Origin of the sequence: Sabulicella rubraurantiaca (assembly GCF_017355885.1) — a bacterium.
Classification (GTDB): domain Bacteria; phylum Pseudomonadota; class Alphaproteobacteria; order Acetobacterales; family Acetobacteraceae; genus Roseococcus; species Roseococcus rubraurantiacus.
On the sequence record NZ_JAFEUU010000010.1, the window covers coordinates 34,367 to 48,877 of the forward strand.

A 14,511-nucleotide genomic window follows, 5' to 3' on the forward strand; every position below is an offset into this window, starting at 1 on the left:
TGCCGCCCTTCCCCGGCGGGAAACGCCAGGGGCCGGCGGATTTTGCCGGGCGCTGTGCCGGGGTGCGGTGGCACGCGACTTGCGGAGGGAGGAACGAAGCATGGGCGGAGCCTCGCTCGGATGGGTTTAACCGATGATGAAACACGCGCTGCTCCTGCTGCTCTCGCTCCTCGCCGTGCCGGCGCTGGCGCAGACCGCGCGCATCAAGGACATCGCCGACATCGAGGGCGTGCGCGACAACCAGCTGGTGGGCTATGGGCTGGTTGTTGGGCTGCCCGGCACGGGTGACCGGCTGCGCACCGCCATCTTCACGCGGCAATCCCTGGTCGGCATGCTGGAACGGCTGGGGGTGAACACCCGCGACAACGAGGCGCGGCTGGACACGCGCAACGTCGCCGCCGTGATGGTGACGGCCAATCTCCCTGCCTTCGCGCAGCCCGGCTCGCGCATCGACATCGCCACCTCCTCCCTCGGCGATGCCTCCAACCTCACGGGCGGGACGCTGCTGGTCACGCCGCTGCTGGGCGCGGATGGCGAGGTCTATGCGGTGGCGCAGGGCGCGGTGGCCACGGGCGCCATCGCGGCACGGCGGTCAGCGTGCAGCGCGGCGTGCCGACATCCGCCCGCATCAGCGCCGGCGCCATCGTGGAGCGCGCCGTGCCCTACACACTCGCGGGGCGGGACCATGTGCGGCTGTCGCTCCGCAACCCGGACCTGACGACGGCGCGGCGCGTGGCCCAGGCGGTGAACCGCGCCACGGGCGGCCCGTCCGCCCGCGCCACCGACCCGCGCACCGTGCTGCTGAAGCTCGGCGGGCGTGACCCGGTCGCCTTCCTCACCGACATCGAGCAGCTTCGGGTAGAGCCGGACCAGGCCGCGCGCGTCGTGATCGAGGAGGCCTCGGGCACGGTCGTGATGGGGGCGCAGGTGCGCGTCTCCACCGTCGCCATCGCCCAGGGCAATCTCACCATCCGCATCAGCGAGACGCCGCAGGTCTCGCAGCCTAACCCGCTGGCGGGGGGCGAGACGGTGGTGGTCCCGCGCACCCAGATCGAGGTGGATGACGGGGCGGAGCGGCGCATGGGCATCCTGCGCGGCGGTGTGACCCTGGCAGAGCTGGTCCGGGGGCTGAACAGCCTGGGCGTCGGCCCGCGCGATCTCATCACCATCCTGCAGACGATCAAGGCGGCGGGCGCCCTCCAGGCCGAGTTGGAGGTGCGCTGATGCTGCCGGGCCTCCTCCCCATGCCGCCACGCGGCGCCGAGCAGACCCCCGCCCGGATGCGCCAAGCGGCGCAAGCCTTTGAGGCGCAGGTGCTGGCCCAGATGCTCCAGCCCGCCTTCGCCGCCGCGCAGGACCCGCGTTCCGCCTTTGGTGGCGGCGCAGCCGAGGCGCAGTGGCGCCCCATGCTGGTCGAGGCCTTCGCCGCCACGGCGGCGCGGGCCGGGCGCGGCATCGGGCTGCAGGACACCGTCTTGAATCACATGCTTCGCCTTCAGGAAGCGGCAAGGAACAACCAGGAGACTCGCCCATGATGGATGCCGTGATCACCGCCGGGGAACGCTTGGTCGAGGCGCTGCACGCCGAGAACGAGGCGCTCGCCGCCCTCGACCTCACGCGCGCGGCCGCGTTGGCGCAGCGCAAGATGCAAGCCTCGGACGCCTTTGCCGCCGCGGCCGCGGCCGCTTCCCGCGCCCTCCCCGCCACGCGCGAGCATGCGGAGCGGATGACCCGCGCGCTGGAGGCGCTGGGCGAGGAGAACCGCAAGCTGCTGGAGGACGCCATCGCGTTGCAGTCCCGCGTCATCGAGGCCATTGCCGGCGCAGCACGCCCGCTCAATGCGGCCCCAGGCTATGGCCGTGCCGGAATGCTGCGCCCGGCGCGGCAGGCGGCCGCCCTTGCAGTGACCACCAGAGCCTGACAAGACCGCGCCATGGATGGCGCGTCCACCGACGGGGAATGGCAGGCTCTGCTGGCGGGCGACGTGTCGCAGGCCGGCTGCCTTGCGCCGCTCTTCGGTCCCATCCTCGCGGACGGCGGATGCGTGGTGGGGCGGCTGGCGCAAAGCCTCGACGGGCGGATCGCCACCGGCAGCGGCCACTCGAAATGGATCGGTGGGCCAGGCGATTTGCGCCACACCCACCGGCTGCGCGCCCTGTGCGACGCGGTGATCGTCGGCGCTGGAACTGTGCGTGCCGACGATCCGCGCCTGACCACACGCCTCGTCCCCGGTGTCTCGCCGCTGCGCGTGGTGCTCGACCCGTCGCGCCGCCTCGGGGCCGATTACGCGTTGTTCCGCTCCGGCCCGCCCACGCTGCTGGTTGCCGCCACGCCCGGCCCCGAGCGACATGGCACGGCGGAGGTGATGGTGGTGCCGCGGGACTCGACGGGCGGGCTCGACCTCGGCTTCCTCCTGCGCAGCCTGCGCGCGCGCGGGATGCGCCGCTTCTTCGTGGAGGGCGGCGGGCAGACCGTGTCCGGATTCCTGCTGGCGGGGCTGCTGGACCGGCTGCACGTCACCGTCGCGCCACTCATCCTCGGCTCCGGCCGCCCGGCCTTCTGCCTGCCCGAGGTGGCGCGGATCGAGGACGGAATGCGCTTCCGCTGGAGCGTGCACGACATCACCCCCGACGTGTTGTTCGACATCGCGCTGGAGCATCCCGCGTGAACCGCGCGCTTTGGCACGTCGCCCCGGGCGTGGCGGAGTTGCGCCCCGCTCCGGAGCCCGCGCCGCGCGAGGGCGAGATCGTGGTGCGCGCCCTCGCCTCCGCCTTGTCGCGCGGGACGGAGCGGCTGGTGCATCACGGCCGCGTGCCGCCCTCGCAGCACGCCGCGATGCGCGGGCCGATGCAGGAGGGCGAATTCCCCTTCCCGGTGAAATACGGCTACTGCGTCGTGGGCGAGGCGGGGGACGGGCGCCGCCTGTTCTGCCTGCACCCACATCAGGAGCGCTTCGCCCTGCCCGCAACGCTCTGCGCGACGGTGCCCGACGCGGTGCCGACGCGACGCGCCGTGCTCGGCGCCAACATGGAGACGGCGCTGAACGCGATCTGGGACGCCGCGCCCCTGCCAGGGGAACGGGCGCTGGTGATCGGCGCCGGGGTGGTCGGGCTGCTCTGCGGCTTCCTGCTGGCGCGCATCCTGGGCGTCACCGTCACCGTCACCGACCGCGACCCGTCGCGCCGCGCCATCGCGGAATCCTTCGGCACGCGCTTCGCCGCGCCGGAGGAAGCGCCCGACGAACAGGAACTCATTCTCCATTGCAGCGGCAGCGAGGCGGGGCTGCGCCTTGCACTGGAGCGCGCGGCCTTCGAGGCCCGCATCGTCGAGGCCTCTTGGTTCGGCGATGCGGAGCCCGCGTTGCCGCTGGGTGCGCGCTTCCATCAGCGGCGCCTGCGCCTCCTTTCCACCCAGGTCGGCAGCGTGTCGCCGGCGATGCGCGGCCGGCGCAGCCATGCAGAGCGCATGGCGCTGGCGCTTTCCCTGCTGGACGATCCGCGCCTCGACGCGCTGCTTGGCCCTTTCGTGCCCTTTGCCGAGCTGCCAGACCGCATCGGCGCTCTGCTCGACCCGCCACACGGCGCGCCGCAGCCCCTCTGCCCCGTCATCCTCTACGGAGATCCCGCGTGATGTTCAGCCTGACGGTCGTGGACCACATCATGGTCGCGCATTCCTTCCGCGGCGCGGAGTTCGGCCCGGCGCAAAGGCTGCACGGCGCGACCTTCGTGGTGGAGGCGGAGTTCCGCGCGCCGCGCCTCGACCATGCTAATTTGCTGGTGGACATTGGCCTAGCGAAGGACGAGCTGCGGAAGATCCTTGCCGCGCTGGACTACCGTAACCTGGACGAGGAGCCGGCCTTCGCCGGGCAGAACACCACGACCGAGCACCTGGCCTTCCACATCCATGGTCTGCTCTCCGCCGCCTGCCGCGACGGGCGGCTCGGTGCGGGCGGCGAGGGGGTGACGGCGATCAAGGTGCTGCTGCGCGAAAGCCACGTGGCCTGGGCGGCCTATGAGGCGGCGGTCGCGTGATGCGCATCGCCCTGCTCGTCCCCGGCCCGTTCAGCGCCACCTCCGGCGGTTACATCTATGACCGCCGCATCCTCGAAGGGCTGCGGATGCTGGGCCATGAGGTCCGCGTGCTGGAGCTGAAGGGGCGCTTCCCCACTCCCGACGACGAAGCGCGCCACTCGGCGGCCGAGGCCCTGGCAACGCTGCAGCCCGGCGAGGCGGCTGTGATCGACGGGCTCGGCCTGCCGGCCTTCGACCCCGCCTCCCCCGCGCTGCGTCGCGCCGTGGGCCTCATCCACCACCCGACCTCGCTCGAACCCGGGGTGGACAAAGCAGTGCAGGAGGCGCTGGAGCGGCCGCTTTTCGCGGTGCTGACGCGGCTCATCGCCACCTCGCCCCTGACGGCGCGCGGCCTGCCCGCCCTGGGCGCCGATCCGGACCGCGTGGGGGTGGTGGAGCCCGGCACCGACCCGGCGGCGCGCGCGCCGGGCAACGGGGCGGAGCGGGTGCGCATCCTCGCCGTCGGCTCGCTGATCCCGCGCAAGGGACATGACGTGCTGCTGCGGGCCCTGGCGCGGCTGACCGACCTCGACTGGGAATTGCGCATCGCCGGGCCGGAGGCCGACCCGGTCCACGCCGCGACGCTGCGGGCCCTGGTGGGGGAACTCGGGCTCGAAGGGCGCGTCACCTTCCTTGGCGCGCTGGGCGGGGATTCGCTGGAGTTGGAGTATCAGTCCGCCGACATCTTCGCCCTGGCGACACATCACGAAGGCTACGGCATGGCGGCGGCCGAGGCCCAGGCGCGCGGCCTTCCGCTGGCCATCTGCACCGGCGGCGCCATCGCCGAGGTGGTGGGGCCGGGCGCGGCCATCGTGGCGGCACCGGGCAATCACGACAGCCTGTCGCGCGGGCTGCGCCGCGTCATCATGGACCCCGATCTGCGCGCCCAGATGGCCGAGGCCTCCTGGCGTGCCGGGCAGCGCCTGCCGCGCTGGGAGGACCGTGCTGCCCTCTTCGCGGAGGAATTGCGGAAGGCTGGGCATGGCTGAAGGCTTCGACGCCGACTGGCTGTCCCTGCGCGAACCCTTCGACGCCGCCGCGCGGGACGAAGGGCTGGCGCGCATCCTGGCCGCGCATCTGCGCGCGGCGCGGCCGCATCTGCTCGATCTGGGCGCCGGAACTGGCAGCCTGACCCGCTGGCTCGCTCACTTCATCCGCAAGCCGCAAAGCTGGACCCTGGCCGACGCCGATCCCGACCTCATGGCCCGTGCCTTCGACACGATGCAGGAGGCGGCGTGGGAGATGGGCTGGGCCGCGACCTGGCCGGGCCGCAAGGCGCTGCTGGTCCATGCCCCCGCCGGGGCATGGAGGATCGAGGGGGTGCTGTACGACCTTGCCGGGGCGCCGCAGGGCCTGCCACTGGATAAGGTCCACGCCGTCACCTGCACCGCCCTGTGCGACCTCGTTTCCGAGGCCTGGGTGGAGCGGCTGGCCACCGTGCTGGCGGCGCGGCGCCTGCCCTTCTACGCCGCGCTCAACGTGACGGGCCGGGAGCGCTTCGCCCCGCCCCACCCGGCAGACGCGCTGGTGGCGCGCGGCTTCGGCCGCGACCAGCGTCGCGCCAAGGGCTTCGGCGGCCCGGCCCTGGGACCCGCTGCCCCTGCCGCCATCGCCCGCGCCTTCAGCCGTCACGGCTATGCGGTGCACCGCGCCGCCTCGCCCTGGCGCATCCACCGGCGTGAGGGAGAGATGGCGGGAATCCTGGCCGCCGGCCATGCCGAGGCCGCGCTGGCGCATGAGCGGCGCGACTGGGCCAAGGTGGAGGCTTGGCGGGCGGCGCGGCTCGACCAGGCCGCGCGAGGGCAGCTCGCCGCGACGGTCGGACATGAGGATGTGCTATGCCTCCCCGCCGCGACCTAGAGCGCGAGGCCCGGCTGGCCGCGGCGCTGCGCGAGAACCTGCGCCGCCGCAAGGCCCAGTCCCGCGCCCGGGCGGCGGAGGCGGAGACTGGGGCGGAACGGCCCTCCGATGGACGGCAACCCCCGGAAGGGGCTAATCCCCCGGCCGATACGGACCCGACGCCCCCGAAGGACGACTGAATGCCCATCATGCCTGACCACTGGATCCGCCGCATGGCGACGGAACACGGCATGATCGAGCCCTTCGTCGAGGCACAGAAGCGCGAGGGCGTGATCTCCTTCGGGCTTTCCTCCTACGGATATGACGCCCGGGCGGCGGATGAGTTCAAGGTCTTCACCAACGTGGACAACGCGGTGGTGGACCCCAAGAACTTCAGCGAGACGGGGTTCGTGTCCCGCAAGGGACAGGTCTGCATCATCCCGCCCAATTCCTTCGTGCTGACCCACACGGTGGAGTGGTTCCGCATCCCGCGCGACGTGCTGGTGATCTGCCTCGGCAAATCCACCTATGCGCGATGCGGGCTGATCGTGAACGTGACGCCGCTGGAACCGGAATGGGAAGGCCAGGTGACGATCGAGATCAGCAACACCACCCCCCTGCCCGCCAAGGTCTATGCGAACGAAGGCATCTGCCAGTTCCTGTTCCTGAAGGGGGACTCGGCGCCCGAGGTCAGCTACGCCGACCGCGCCGGGAAATACATGGGGCAGCGCGGCGTCGCCCTGCCGCGACTGTGAGCAGGCACTAGACCATGGACCGCATCCGCATCCGCGGCGGCAAGCCGCTTTCGGGCAGCGTGCCCATTTCCGGCGCCAAGAACGCCGCCCTGCCGCTCATGGCCGCAGGGCTGCTGGCGGATGGGCCGCTGGTGCTGACCAACGCGCCCGACCTCGCCGACATCGCCACCATGACGCAGCTTCTGCGCCATCACGGGCTGCTGGTGGAACACGACAAGGCGGCGCGCACTCTTTCCATCTCCGGCAATGCGAAGGAGCTGGAGGCGCCCTACGACATCGTCCGCAAGATGCGCGCCTCGGTCCTCGTGCTCGGGCCGCTGCTGGCGCGGTACGGGCGGGCGCGCGTCTCCTTGCCTGGCGGCTGCGCCATCGGCACGCGGCCGGTGGACCTTCACATCAAGGGGCTGGAGCAACTCGGCGCCGAGATCGAGATCACCAGCGGCTACATCGAGGCCCGCGCGCCCGGCGGCAAGCTGCGCGGGGCTCGCATCATCTTCCCCACCGTTTCGGTCGGCGCCACCGAGAATTTGCTGATGGCCGCGTGCCTCGCCGAGGGCGAGACGGAGCTGGTGAACGCGGCGCGCGAGCCGGAGATCGGCGACCTCGCCATGTGCCTGATGCGCATGGGCGCGCGGATCGAGGGGATCGGCACCGACCGGCTGCGGATCGAGGGCGGGGCGACGCTGCTCGCCGCCACCCACCCCATCGTTCCCGACCGCATCGAGGCCGGGACCTATGCCTGCGCCGCCGCCATCACCGGCGGGCAGCTCCATCTGGAAGGGGCGCGGCTGGAGCATCTGGGCTCCGTGGCACGGGTGCTGCGCGACGCCGGGGTGGACGTGGCCGAGACGCATACGGGCCTCACCGTCACCCGCCGCAACGGGTTGCGCGGCGCCGATGTCATGACGGAGCCCTTCCCCGGCTTCGCCACTGACATGCAGGCGCAGTACATGGCGCTGATGACCGTCGCCGAGGGTGCCTCGATGATCACCGAGACGATCTTCGAGAATCGCTTCATGCATGTGCCCGAGCTGATGCGGATGGGCGCGCGGATCAACTTCCACGGCTCCTCCGCCATCGTGCGCGGCGTGCCGCGCCTGTCCGGTGCGCCGGTCATGGCGACCGATCTGCGCGCTTCCGTCTCCCTGGTGCTGGCCGGGCTCGCGGCGGAAGGCGAGACCATTGTGAACCGCGTCTACCACCTCGACCGCGGCTATGAGAGCGTGGAGGCCAAGCTGGCGGCGGTGGGCGCGGATATCGAGCGGCTGCCAGGCTGATGACAGGCCTTGTTCTGGCGCTGCCCAAGGGGCGCATCCTGAAGGAACTCCGCCCCGTGCTGGACGGGGCGGGCATCCGGCCGGACGCGGATTTCGTCGACGAGGACAGCCGACGCCTTCGCTTCGGCACCAACCATCCTGGCCTCGACGTCGTCCGGGTCAGGCCCTTCGACGTTGCCGCCTTCGTGGCGCATGGCGGGGCGCAGATCGGCGTCTGCGGCGGCGACGTGCTGATGGAATACGAGACGGACCAGATCTACGCACCGCTCGACCTGCGCATCGGCGCCTGCCGCGTCTCGGTGGCAGAGGCGGCGGAAACGGCGGGGCGGGACGATGCATCGCGCTGGTCGCGCGTCTCGGTGGCCACCAAGTATCCCAACATCGCGCGCCGCCACTTCGCCGCGCGCGGGGTGCAGGCGGAGGTGGTGCACCTGAACGGCGCGATGGAACTTGCCCCCGCGCTCGGTCTCGCCCGCGTCATCGTGGATCTGGTGCAGACCGGCTCCACCCTGAAGGCGAATGGGCTGGTGGAGACGGAGGTGATCGCGCCCGTCACCTCGCGCCTCATCGTCAACCGCACCGCGCTCAAGACCCGGCCGGAGGAGATCGCTACCTGGGTCGCGCGCTTCCGGGAGGGGCTGGCATGCATCGCCTGAACACCGCCGATCCGGGCTTCGCCGCTGCCTTCGCCGTGCTGCTGGAGGATGGGCGCAACGTCACCACGCGGGTGGACGCCGCGGTTTCCGCCATCATCGCCGAGGTGAAGGCCGAGGGCGACGCGGCGCTGCTGCGCCAGACCGCACGGCTGGATAGCTGGACGCCCAGCGGCCCGGGCGCGCTGCGCGTCTCCGCCGGCGAGATCGAGGAAGCCTGCGCCTCCCTCCCCGCGCCCCTGCTGGAGGCACTGGAATTGGCCGCACGGCGCATCGAAGCCTTCCACCGCGCCCAGCTTCCCGCCGACCTGGAGATGCCGGGCGAGGATGGGGTGGCGCTGGGGATGCGCTGGACGCCCCTGGATGCGGTTGGGATCTACGTGCCGGGGGGCAAGGCGGCCTATCCTTCCTCCGTGCTGATGAACGCGCTGCCGGCGCGCGCCGCCGGGGTGGAGCGCATCGCCATGGCGGTGCCGACGCCGGGCGGGACGCTGAACCCGCTGGTGCTCGCCGCGGCCCGCCGCGCCGGGGTGGAGGAGATCTGGCGCATCGGCGGCGCACAGGCTGTCGCTGCGCTGGCCTGGGGGACGGAAAGCGTCGCCCCGGTGGACCGCATCGTCGGCCCGGGCAACGCCTATGTGGCTGAGGCGAAGCGGCAGGTCTTCGGCCGCGTGGGCATCGATTCCATCGCCGGTCCCTCCGAGGTGGTGGTGCTGGCCGATGGGGCGAACGACCCTGCCCATGTCGCCATGGACCTCCTGGCCCAGGCCGAGCATGACGAGGCGGCGCAGAGCATCCTCATCACCACCGATGCCGGCTTCGCCGACGCGGTCGCTTCCGCCGTCGAAGCGGCGCTGGCCGATCTGCCCCGTGCCGCCATTGCCGGGGAATCCTGGCGCCGGCACGGCGCCGTCATCATCACGCGCGACTGGGAGGAGGCGGTGGAACTCACCAACCGCCTCGCGCCCGAGCACCTGCAGGTGATGGTGGACGAACCGCACGCGCTCATGCGCCGCATCCGCCATGCCGGGGCCGCCTTCCTGGGCCGCCACACGCCCGAGGCCATCGGCGACTACGTGGCGGGGCCAAACCACGTCCTGCCCACCGGTCGCACCAGCCGCTTCGCTTCGGGGCTTTCGGTCTTCGATTTCCTCAAGCGCACCACCTGGGTGGAATGCGACGCGGCAGGGCTGCGCCGCATCGGCCCGGCCGCCGTCGCGCTGGCCGAGGCGGAAGGCTTAGACGCCCATGCGCGCAGCGTGGCCCTGCGCCTCGGCTGAGACTGGGCCAGTAAACTTGACTTCACGCCGCGCGAGGCGCATCTCAGCCCCGCCGGCGCCGGGGGCTTGACCGCGGCGCAAATCCTTGCGCCCCAAGCCCAGCCAAAGGGATCTGATGTCGAAAGAGGATATGATCGAGTTCAGCGGCCAAGTGGTCGAGCTGCTGCCCAACGCGATGTTCCGCGTGAAGCTCGACAACGACCACATGGTCCTGGCCCACACCTCGGGGAAGATGCGCAAGAACCGCATCCGCGTCCTCGCTGGCGACCGCGTGAACGTGGAAATGACGCCCTATGACCTGACCAAGGGCCGCATCACCTTCCGCTTCAAGTAACGCCTTTCCGCCCCGGCCAGCGGCCGCCGGAGGGCCATGGACAATCCCCCTCTCATCCTTGCCTCCGCGAGTCCGCGCCGTCTTGAGCTGCTGGCGCGGATCGGCATCGTGCCCGATCGCGTCGCGCCCACCGAGCTTGACGAGACCCCGGGCCGCAAGGAATTGCCGCGCCAACTCGCTTCCCGACTCGCCCGCCTGAAGGCCGAGGCGGTGGAGGCGCCGGGCGCCCTGGTGCTGGCCGCCGATACGGTGGTGGGCGTCGGCCGCCGCATCCTGGGCAAGCCGACGGATCGCGAGGAGGCGCGACGCTTCCTTGAACTTCTCTCCGGGCGGCGGCACCGCGTCCACACCGGCGTGGCGCTGCGCCGGCCCGATGGTAGCCTCGGCACGCGGCTTGTCGTCTCCGTGGTCGCCTTCCAGCGTCTGACGACGCAGCAAGTCGAAGCGTATCTCGACAGCGGCGAATGGCAGGGCAAGGCGGGCGGATACGCCATCCAGGGCCGTGCGGAGATGTTCGTCCGCTTCCTGTCAGGCAGCCATTCCAATGTCGTCGGCCTCCCCCTGTTCGAGACGGCCCAGCTTCTGCGCGGCTGCGGCTGGCTGCGCCCGTGACCGTCGAGATCCGCGTGTCCCGCTCGCCCGGCGAGCGGCGCGTGGCGCTGCTGCGGGACGGGGTGCTGGCAGGCTACCGCGTCGAGCGCCCGGCACGCCCCGACGGGGTCGGAGACATCCTGCGCGGGCGCGTCGTGTCGCGCATGCCGGCGCTGGCGGGCGGCTTCGTCGCCCTGCCGGACGGCACGAGCGGCTTCCTGCCTGAATCCGAATGCGAAGGGCGGCGCCTGCCGCCCGAGGGCACGATCCTGACCCTGCGCGTCACCCGCGCGGCGCAGAACGGCAAGGGGCTGCGCGTTTCCGCACGCGTGAAGCAGCGCCCCAGCGGGCCGCTCGCGCTGCTGGAGCGCGGGCCGGATCAGGCGCTGCGCTGGGCTGCTGCGCATCACGAAGCGCCCCTGGTTGTGGATGATCCGGCAGAGCTGGCGCGGCTGCGCGCGGCGCTGGGTCCGCGCGTGACGGGCGGCCAAGCCTTCGACGATGAGTTGGAGGCCGAGGCTGAATCCCTGGCTCTGGCCGAGGCAGCTTTGTCGGGGGGCGGCCGGCTGATCATCTCGCCCCTGCCCGCCCTGACCGCGGTGGACGTGGATTCGGGCGGCGCCGACCCGCGCGAGGCGAATCGTCAGGCCCTGCCGGAGCTGGCGCGTCAGATCGTGCTGCGCGACCTGGCCGGGCCGATCCTGCTGGACCTTGCCGGGCTCTCGCTCAAGGCGCGGGGCGCGCTGGAGCCGGCGATCCGTTCGGCCCTGGGCGGCGACGGGCTGGTGCAGGCGCTGGGCTTCGGGCCGCTGGGCCTGTTCGAGATGAAGCGCGCCCGCATTCACCCGCCGCTGCACGAGGTGCTGGCCGACCGCCCCCTGGCGCGTGGCCTCGCGCTGCTGCGCCTTGCTGCGCGGGAAGCGGCAGCGGCACCGCATCGCGCCCTTGCCCTGTCCGCCCCCGCGCCGGTGCTGGATTCCATCCGCGCCCTGCCCGGGGCGTTGGAGGAGTTCGCCGCGCGCGCCGGACGCCCCCTCGTGCTGCGCGACGCGTCCCTGGAGGAGGTGAGCGATGCCTGATTCGCGCTGCCCGGTCTGCGGCCAGCCTTCCGCCCCGCGCCGTCCCGGCGAGCGGAGCGCCTTTCCCTTCTGCTCCGACCGCTGCCGCCAAGTGGACCTCGCCCGCTGGTTCGGCGAGCGCTACGGCATCGCCGCCGACGAAGAGGACACGCCGGGCGATGATGACGCCCCGGTGACTGGACAGGGCTGACGCCCTCCGCTAGAGAGCCGCGACCAACGGCGCCCAGGTAGCTCAGTTGGTAGAGCATGCGACTGAAAATCGCAGTGTCGCTGGTTCGATTCCGGCCCTGGGCACCATTTCTTTCAAGCAAATTAAGAGCTTAGATGCGAGCGCATTGCGCTGCCGCGGAGCTGTGTGCCTAGCGCACTGCTAGCACAGTCCCTGGGTGCTCCTTTCTGCATCAGCGCCGTAGGGCAGCGAGCGGTAGATGCGCGGAGCACGTCCCCCTCGGGACGCAGCAGGTAGGCACCCGACCACATCCGGTCTGGCCCTGCAGCGTCGCCAGGCACACCGCGCCTAGACTTGCCCGGAGAAGAGGGTCGCCGCCGAGACGTCCGGTGCGGCCCCCTCACGAGTTTCAGGCGTCGAGCGCGCCGTAGGTTAGCTGCATCAGCAGCCTGCGGTAGCCTGCACGGGCAACACTGGGCGCGGCCGTCATGCTCACGGTGACGAGTTCGGCCCGGGGGTCCACCCAGAAGTAGGTGCCGCCGTAACCTGCCCACATGAACTGCCCTTGGAAGCCCGGGACCAGCGCCCCACCGTCGGCCAGGCGCGTGGCGAAGCCGAGCCCGAAGCCGAAACCAGGCGAACCGAGCAGCAGCATGCCTGGGGGCAGCGGCTGCTGCAGGCCCGCGACATGGTCCGATGTCATGAGGCGCACCGTCGCCGGCGATAGGATGCGTACGCCGTCAAGTTCGCCACCATTGGCCAGCATTTGTGCAAAGCGAAGGTAATCCGCAGCCGTCGAAACGCCGCCCGCGCCGCCCGACGCATTCCCGGGTGGGCGCGACACATCGATCATCTCGACGCGGGCGTTGTTGGCGGCCGGGTCCACCCCGCTGTGCATTGCCAGCCGCGATGCCCCACTGTCGCGCAGCACGAAGCCGGTGTCGTTCATCCGAAGGGGGCGGAACAGTCGCTCCTCCATGAACACCTCAAGGCGTTGCCCGGAAGCAGCCTCGACCACGCGTCCGAGCGCGTCACTCGAAAGGCTATACTCCCACGTCGTACCTGGCTGCCGCGCAAGCGGTGCCCCTGCGAGGGCACGCACGAACTCCTCCGGGCTCAGACCACGGCTATCGTAATCTCGCTGGTTGGGCAGGTAGAGACCCGCGCGGGTGTAGGCGTCTCGCACCGGTGCGTTCGCCGTTAGCTCGCCGTAAGCGAGGCCGGAAGTGTGGCGCAGCAGGTCGTAGACCAGCATCGGGCGCTGCGTTGGGATCGTGTCGTAACCGGCATCCGACGTGGCGCCGCGCGGCGCGCTGACCTGCAGCCGCTCAAACCCCGGCAGGAAGCGCCCGACAGGGTCGGCAAGGCCGATGCGCCCCTCCTCCACCAGGATCATCGCGGCCACCGAGACCAGCGGCTTGGTCATGGAGTAGATGCGGAAGACCGCGTCTGGCGTCATCGCCGCGTTCGCTTGGCGATCTCGGAAGCCCATCGTCTCGGCAAACGCGAGGCGTCCGCGCCGGGCGATCATGACCACCGCGCCAGGCAACCGGCTTTCGGCGATCTCAGCCTCGAAGGCCTCCTTGATCCGGCTGAGCCGCCCCGCATTCAGCCCCACATCCCCGGGCCTCGCCTGGGGTATGGGGGAGCCACCAGAAGCTGTCTGCGCGCGCGCGGAACCGGGGAAACCAACAACGGATGCGGCTGCCAGTGCCGGCGGCACGGCAAGCAGGGCACGGCGGTGCATGGTACGTCCCTTCTCCCTCCGGCGAGCCTTTGGGGCTCATCCGACCGGGAACTGCACACCCGCCGTGCACATGTTGTCAACAGCGGCGCTCACCCGTTCGCGGCACGTCGCCTCGGGTCGAAAGAACCTGAATTTCGGATGGCCGGTCCGGGGTTGCGTGACGAGGCCGACAATTTCGACCGCGTAGCGGTGCTCGCCTCTCCGGCACCCGGTAGATGGGAGGCGTCAGGTAACCACAGGGCTCGCGCTCCTCCTCGGGCCGACCTCCTTCGCGGGCGCCGCCACCCTCGTCGGCACCACCACGCCGATCGTCGCGGAGGTCCTCCTCGGCGTCATCGGCGCCACGCTGATGGCCGGTCTGTTCAACGCGGCAAGCGCGGGATCGCCCTCCTGGTCAGCAGCTGGCGCCCCGTCGAAACGACATGTCCGCTGGCGGGAAGAGCCAGACTGTCAGCGCATGACCGGAGTGGGCGTTGAATGGCCTTGCGGGCGGCGAAAGGCCGGGGCACGTCCAGTGGCGATCGCGCGCATGACGATACCGGCCGCACGCATCACATTGCCAAATCTCGACAACTGCGCCGGAGAGGGGCGCCCCGCGCGTCCAAGACCCGGACTCGGAGGTGGGTCACACCACTCCGTGCTCGCGCCGCATCCCTTGTGACACGCACGACGTCGGCATCGGCGTCGTCCGACCAATCGACAGGGTAAAAGGGCCCG

At 71.3% G+C, this 14,511-nt stretch carries 17 protein-coding genes, 1 tRNA gene and 1 pseudogene; 18 read left to right on the plus strand and 1 reads right to left on the minus strand.

The genetic code is table 11. From position 1 onward, the window contains the following. Positions 1-136 precede the first annotated feature (136 nt). The 18 genes and pseudogenes from JTJ31_RS16755 (at position 137) to JTJ31_RS16840 (ending at position 12,175) form a co-directional block, all read left to right on the plus strand. A pseudogene (locus tag JTJ31_RS16755) lies at positions 137-1,224 on the plus strand (flagellar basal body P-ring protein FlgI). Continuing rightward, on the plus strand, positions 1,224-1,535 hold the full coding sequence (locus JTJ31_RS16760) for a rod-binding protein (protein ID WP_236020356.1): 312 nt from the start codon (positions 1,224-1,226) through the stop codon (positions 1,533-1,535). Before JTJ31_RS16755 ends, JTJ31_RS16760 begins: the two are co-directional and overlap by 1 nt. Continuing rightward, positions 1,532-1,921 carry a hypothetical protein gene (locus JTJ31_RS16765; protein ID WP_207539876.1) on the plus strand — a complete coding sequence of 130 codons (390 nt, stop codon included), beginning with the start codon at positions 1,532-1,534 and terminating at the stop codon, positions 1,919-1,921. Before JTJ31_RS16760 ends, JTJ31_RS16765 begins: the two co-directional genes overlap by 4 nt. 12 nt (positions 1,922-1,933) lie before the next feature. After that, on the plus strand, positions 1,934-2,668 hold the full coding sequence (locus JTJ31_RS16770; RefSeq protein WP_207539877.1) for a RibD family protein: 735 nt from the start codon (positions 1,934-1,936) through the stop codon (positions 2,666-2,668). After that, positions 2,665-3,630 (plus strand): zinc-dependent alcohol dehydrogenase, encoded by a 966-nt coding sequence (locus JTJ31_RS16775; RefSeq protein WP_207539878.1) that lies wholly within the window; start codon positions 2,665-2,667, stop codon positions 3,628-3,630. The genes JTJ31_RS16770 and JTJ31_RS16775 overlap by 4 nt, the downstream gene beginning before the upstream one ends. After that, a complete protein-coding gene (locus tag JTJ31_RS16780; protein ID WP_207539879.1) occupies positions 3,630-4,031 on the plus strand; it encodes a 6-pyruvoyl trahydropterin synthase family protein in 402 nt (133 codons plus the stop codon). Before JTJ31_RS16775 ends, JTJ31_RS16780 begins: the two co-directional genes overlap by 1 nt. Next, complete coding sequence (locus tag JTJ31_RS16785; RefSeq protein WP_207539973.1) at positions 4,031-5,059, plus strand: glycosyltransferase family 4 protein; 1,029 nt, start codon at positions 4,031-4,033, stop codon at positions 5,057-5,059. Before JTJ31_RS16780 ends, JTJ31_RS16785 begins: the two co-directional genes overlap by 1 nt. Then, on the plus strand, positions 5,052-5,930 hold the full coding sequence (locus JTJ31_RS16790; RefSeq protein WP_207539880.1) for a class I SAM-dependent methyltransferase: 879 nt from the start codon (positions 5,052-5,054) through the stop codon (positions 5,928-5,930). The genes JTJ31_RS16785 and JTJ31_RS16790 overlap by 8 nt, the downstream gene beginning before the upstream one ends. Next, positions 5,909-6,109, plus strand: a complete 201-nt coding sequence (locus JTJ31_RS16795; RefSeq protein WP_207539984.1) for a hypothetical protein — start codon at positions 5,909-5,911, stop codon at positions 6,107-6,109. The genes JTJ31_RS16790 and JTJ31_RS16795 overlap by 22 nt, the downstream gene beginning before the upstream one ends. After that, positions 6,110-6,664 carry a dCTP deaminase gene (dcd, locus tag JTJ31_RS16800; protein ID WP_207539881.1) on the plus strand — a complete coding sequence of 185 codons (555 nt, stop codon included), beginning with the start codon at positions 6,110-6,112 and terminating at the stop codon, positions 6,662-6,664. A gap of 14 nt (positions 6,665-6,678) precedes the next feature. Next, a complete protein-coding gene (gene murA, locus JTJ31_RS16805; RefSeq protein WP_207539882.1) occupies positions 6,679-7,941 on the plus strand; it encodes a UDP-N-acetylglucosamine 1-carboxyvinyltransferase in 1,263 nt (420 codons plus the stop codon). After that, positions 7,941-8,597 carry an ATP phosphoribosyltransferase gene (hisG, locus tag JTJ31_RS16810; protein WP_207539883.1) on the plus strand — a complete coding sequence of 219 codons (657 nt, stop codon included), beginning with the start codon at positions 7,941-7,943 and terminating at the stop codon, positions 8,595-8,597. Before murA ends, hisG begins: the two co-directional genes overlap by 1 nt. Continuing rightward, the gene (gene hisD / locus JTJ31_RS16815) at positions 8,585-9,874 is read left to right on the plus strand and encodes a histidinol dehydrogenase (protein WP_207539884.1); all 1,290 of its coding nucleotides are present in this window, start codon (positions 8,585-8,587) and stop codon (positions 9,872-9,874) included. The genes hisG and hisD overlap by 13 nt, the downstream gene beginning before the upstream one ends. A gap of 115 nt (positions 9,875-9,989) precedes the next feature. After that, positions 9,990-10,208 carry a translation initiation factor IF-1 gene (gene infA, locus JTJ31_RS16820; RefSeq protein ID WP_026033499.1) on the plus strand — a complete coding sequence of 73 codons (219 nt, stop codon included), beginning with the start codon at positions 9,990-9,992 and terminating at the stop codon, positions 10,206-10,208. Positions 10,209-10,244: 36 nt separating this feature from the next. Continuing rightward, positions 10,245-10,820, plus strand: a complete 576-nt coding sequence (locus tag JTJ31_RS16825; protein ID WP_207539885.1) for a Maf family protein — start codon at positions 10,245-10,247, stop codon at positions 10,818-10,820. Further along, complete coding sequence (locus JTJ31_RS16830) at positions 10,817-11,878, plus strand: ribonuclease E/G (protein WP_328805761.1); 1,062 nt, start codon at positions 10,817-10,819, stop codon at positions 11,876-11,878. The genes JTJ31_RS16825 and JTJ31_RS16830 overlap by 4 nt, the downstream gene beginning before the upstream one ends. Then, on the plus strand, positions 11,871-12,068 hold the full coding sequence (locus tag JTJ31_RS16835; protein ID WP_207539886.1) for a DNA gyrase inhibitor YacG: 198 nt from the start codon (positions 11,871-11,873) through the stop codon (positions 12,066-12,068). The genes JTJ31_RS16830 and JTJ31_RS16835 overlap by 8 nt, the downstream gene beginning before the upstream one ends. A gap of 31 nt (positions 12,069-12,099) precedes the next feature. Continuing rightward, a tRNA-Phe gene (locus JTJ31_RS16840) sits at positions 12,100-12,175 on the plus strand. Between the two features lie 281 nt (positions 12,176-12,456). Here the strand turns inward: JTJ31_RS16840 and JTJ31_RS16845 are convergent. Next, the gene (locus tag JTJ31_RS16845) at positions 12,457-13,794 is read right to left on the minus strand and encodes a serine hydrolase domain-containing protein (RefSeq protein ID WP_207539887.1); all 1,338 of its coding nucleotides are present in this window, start codon (positions 13,792-13,794) and stop codon (positions 12,457-12,459) included. Positions 13,795-14,511 lie beyond the last annotated feature (717 nt).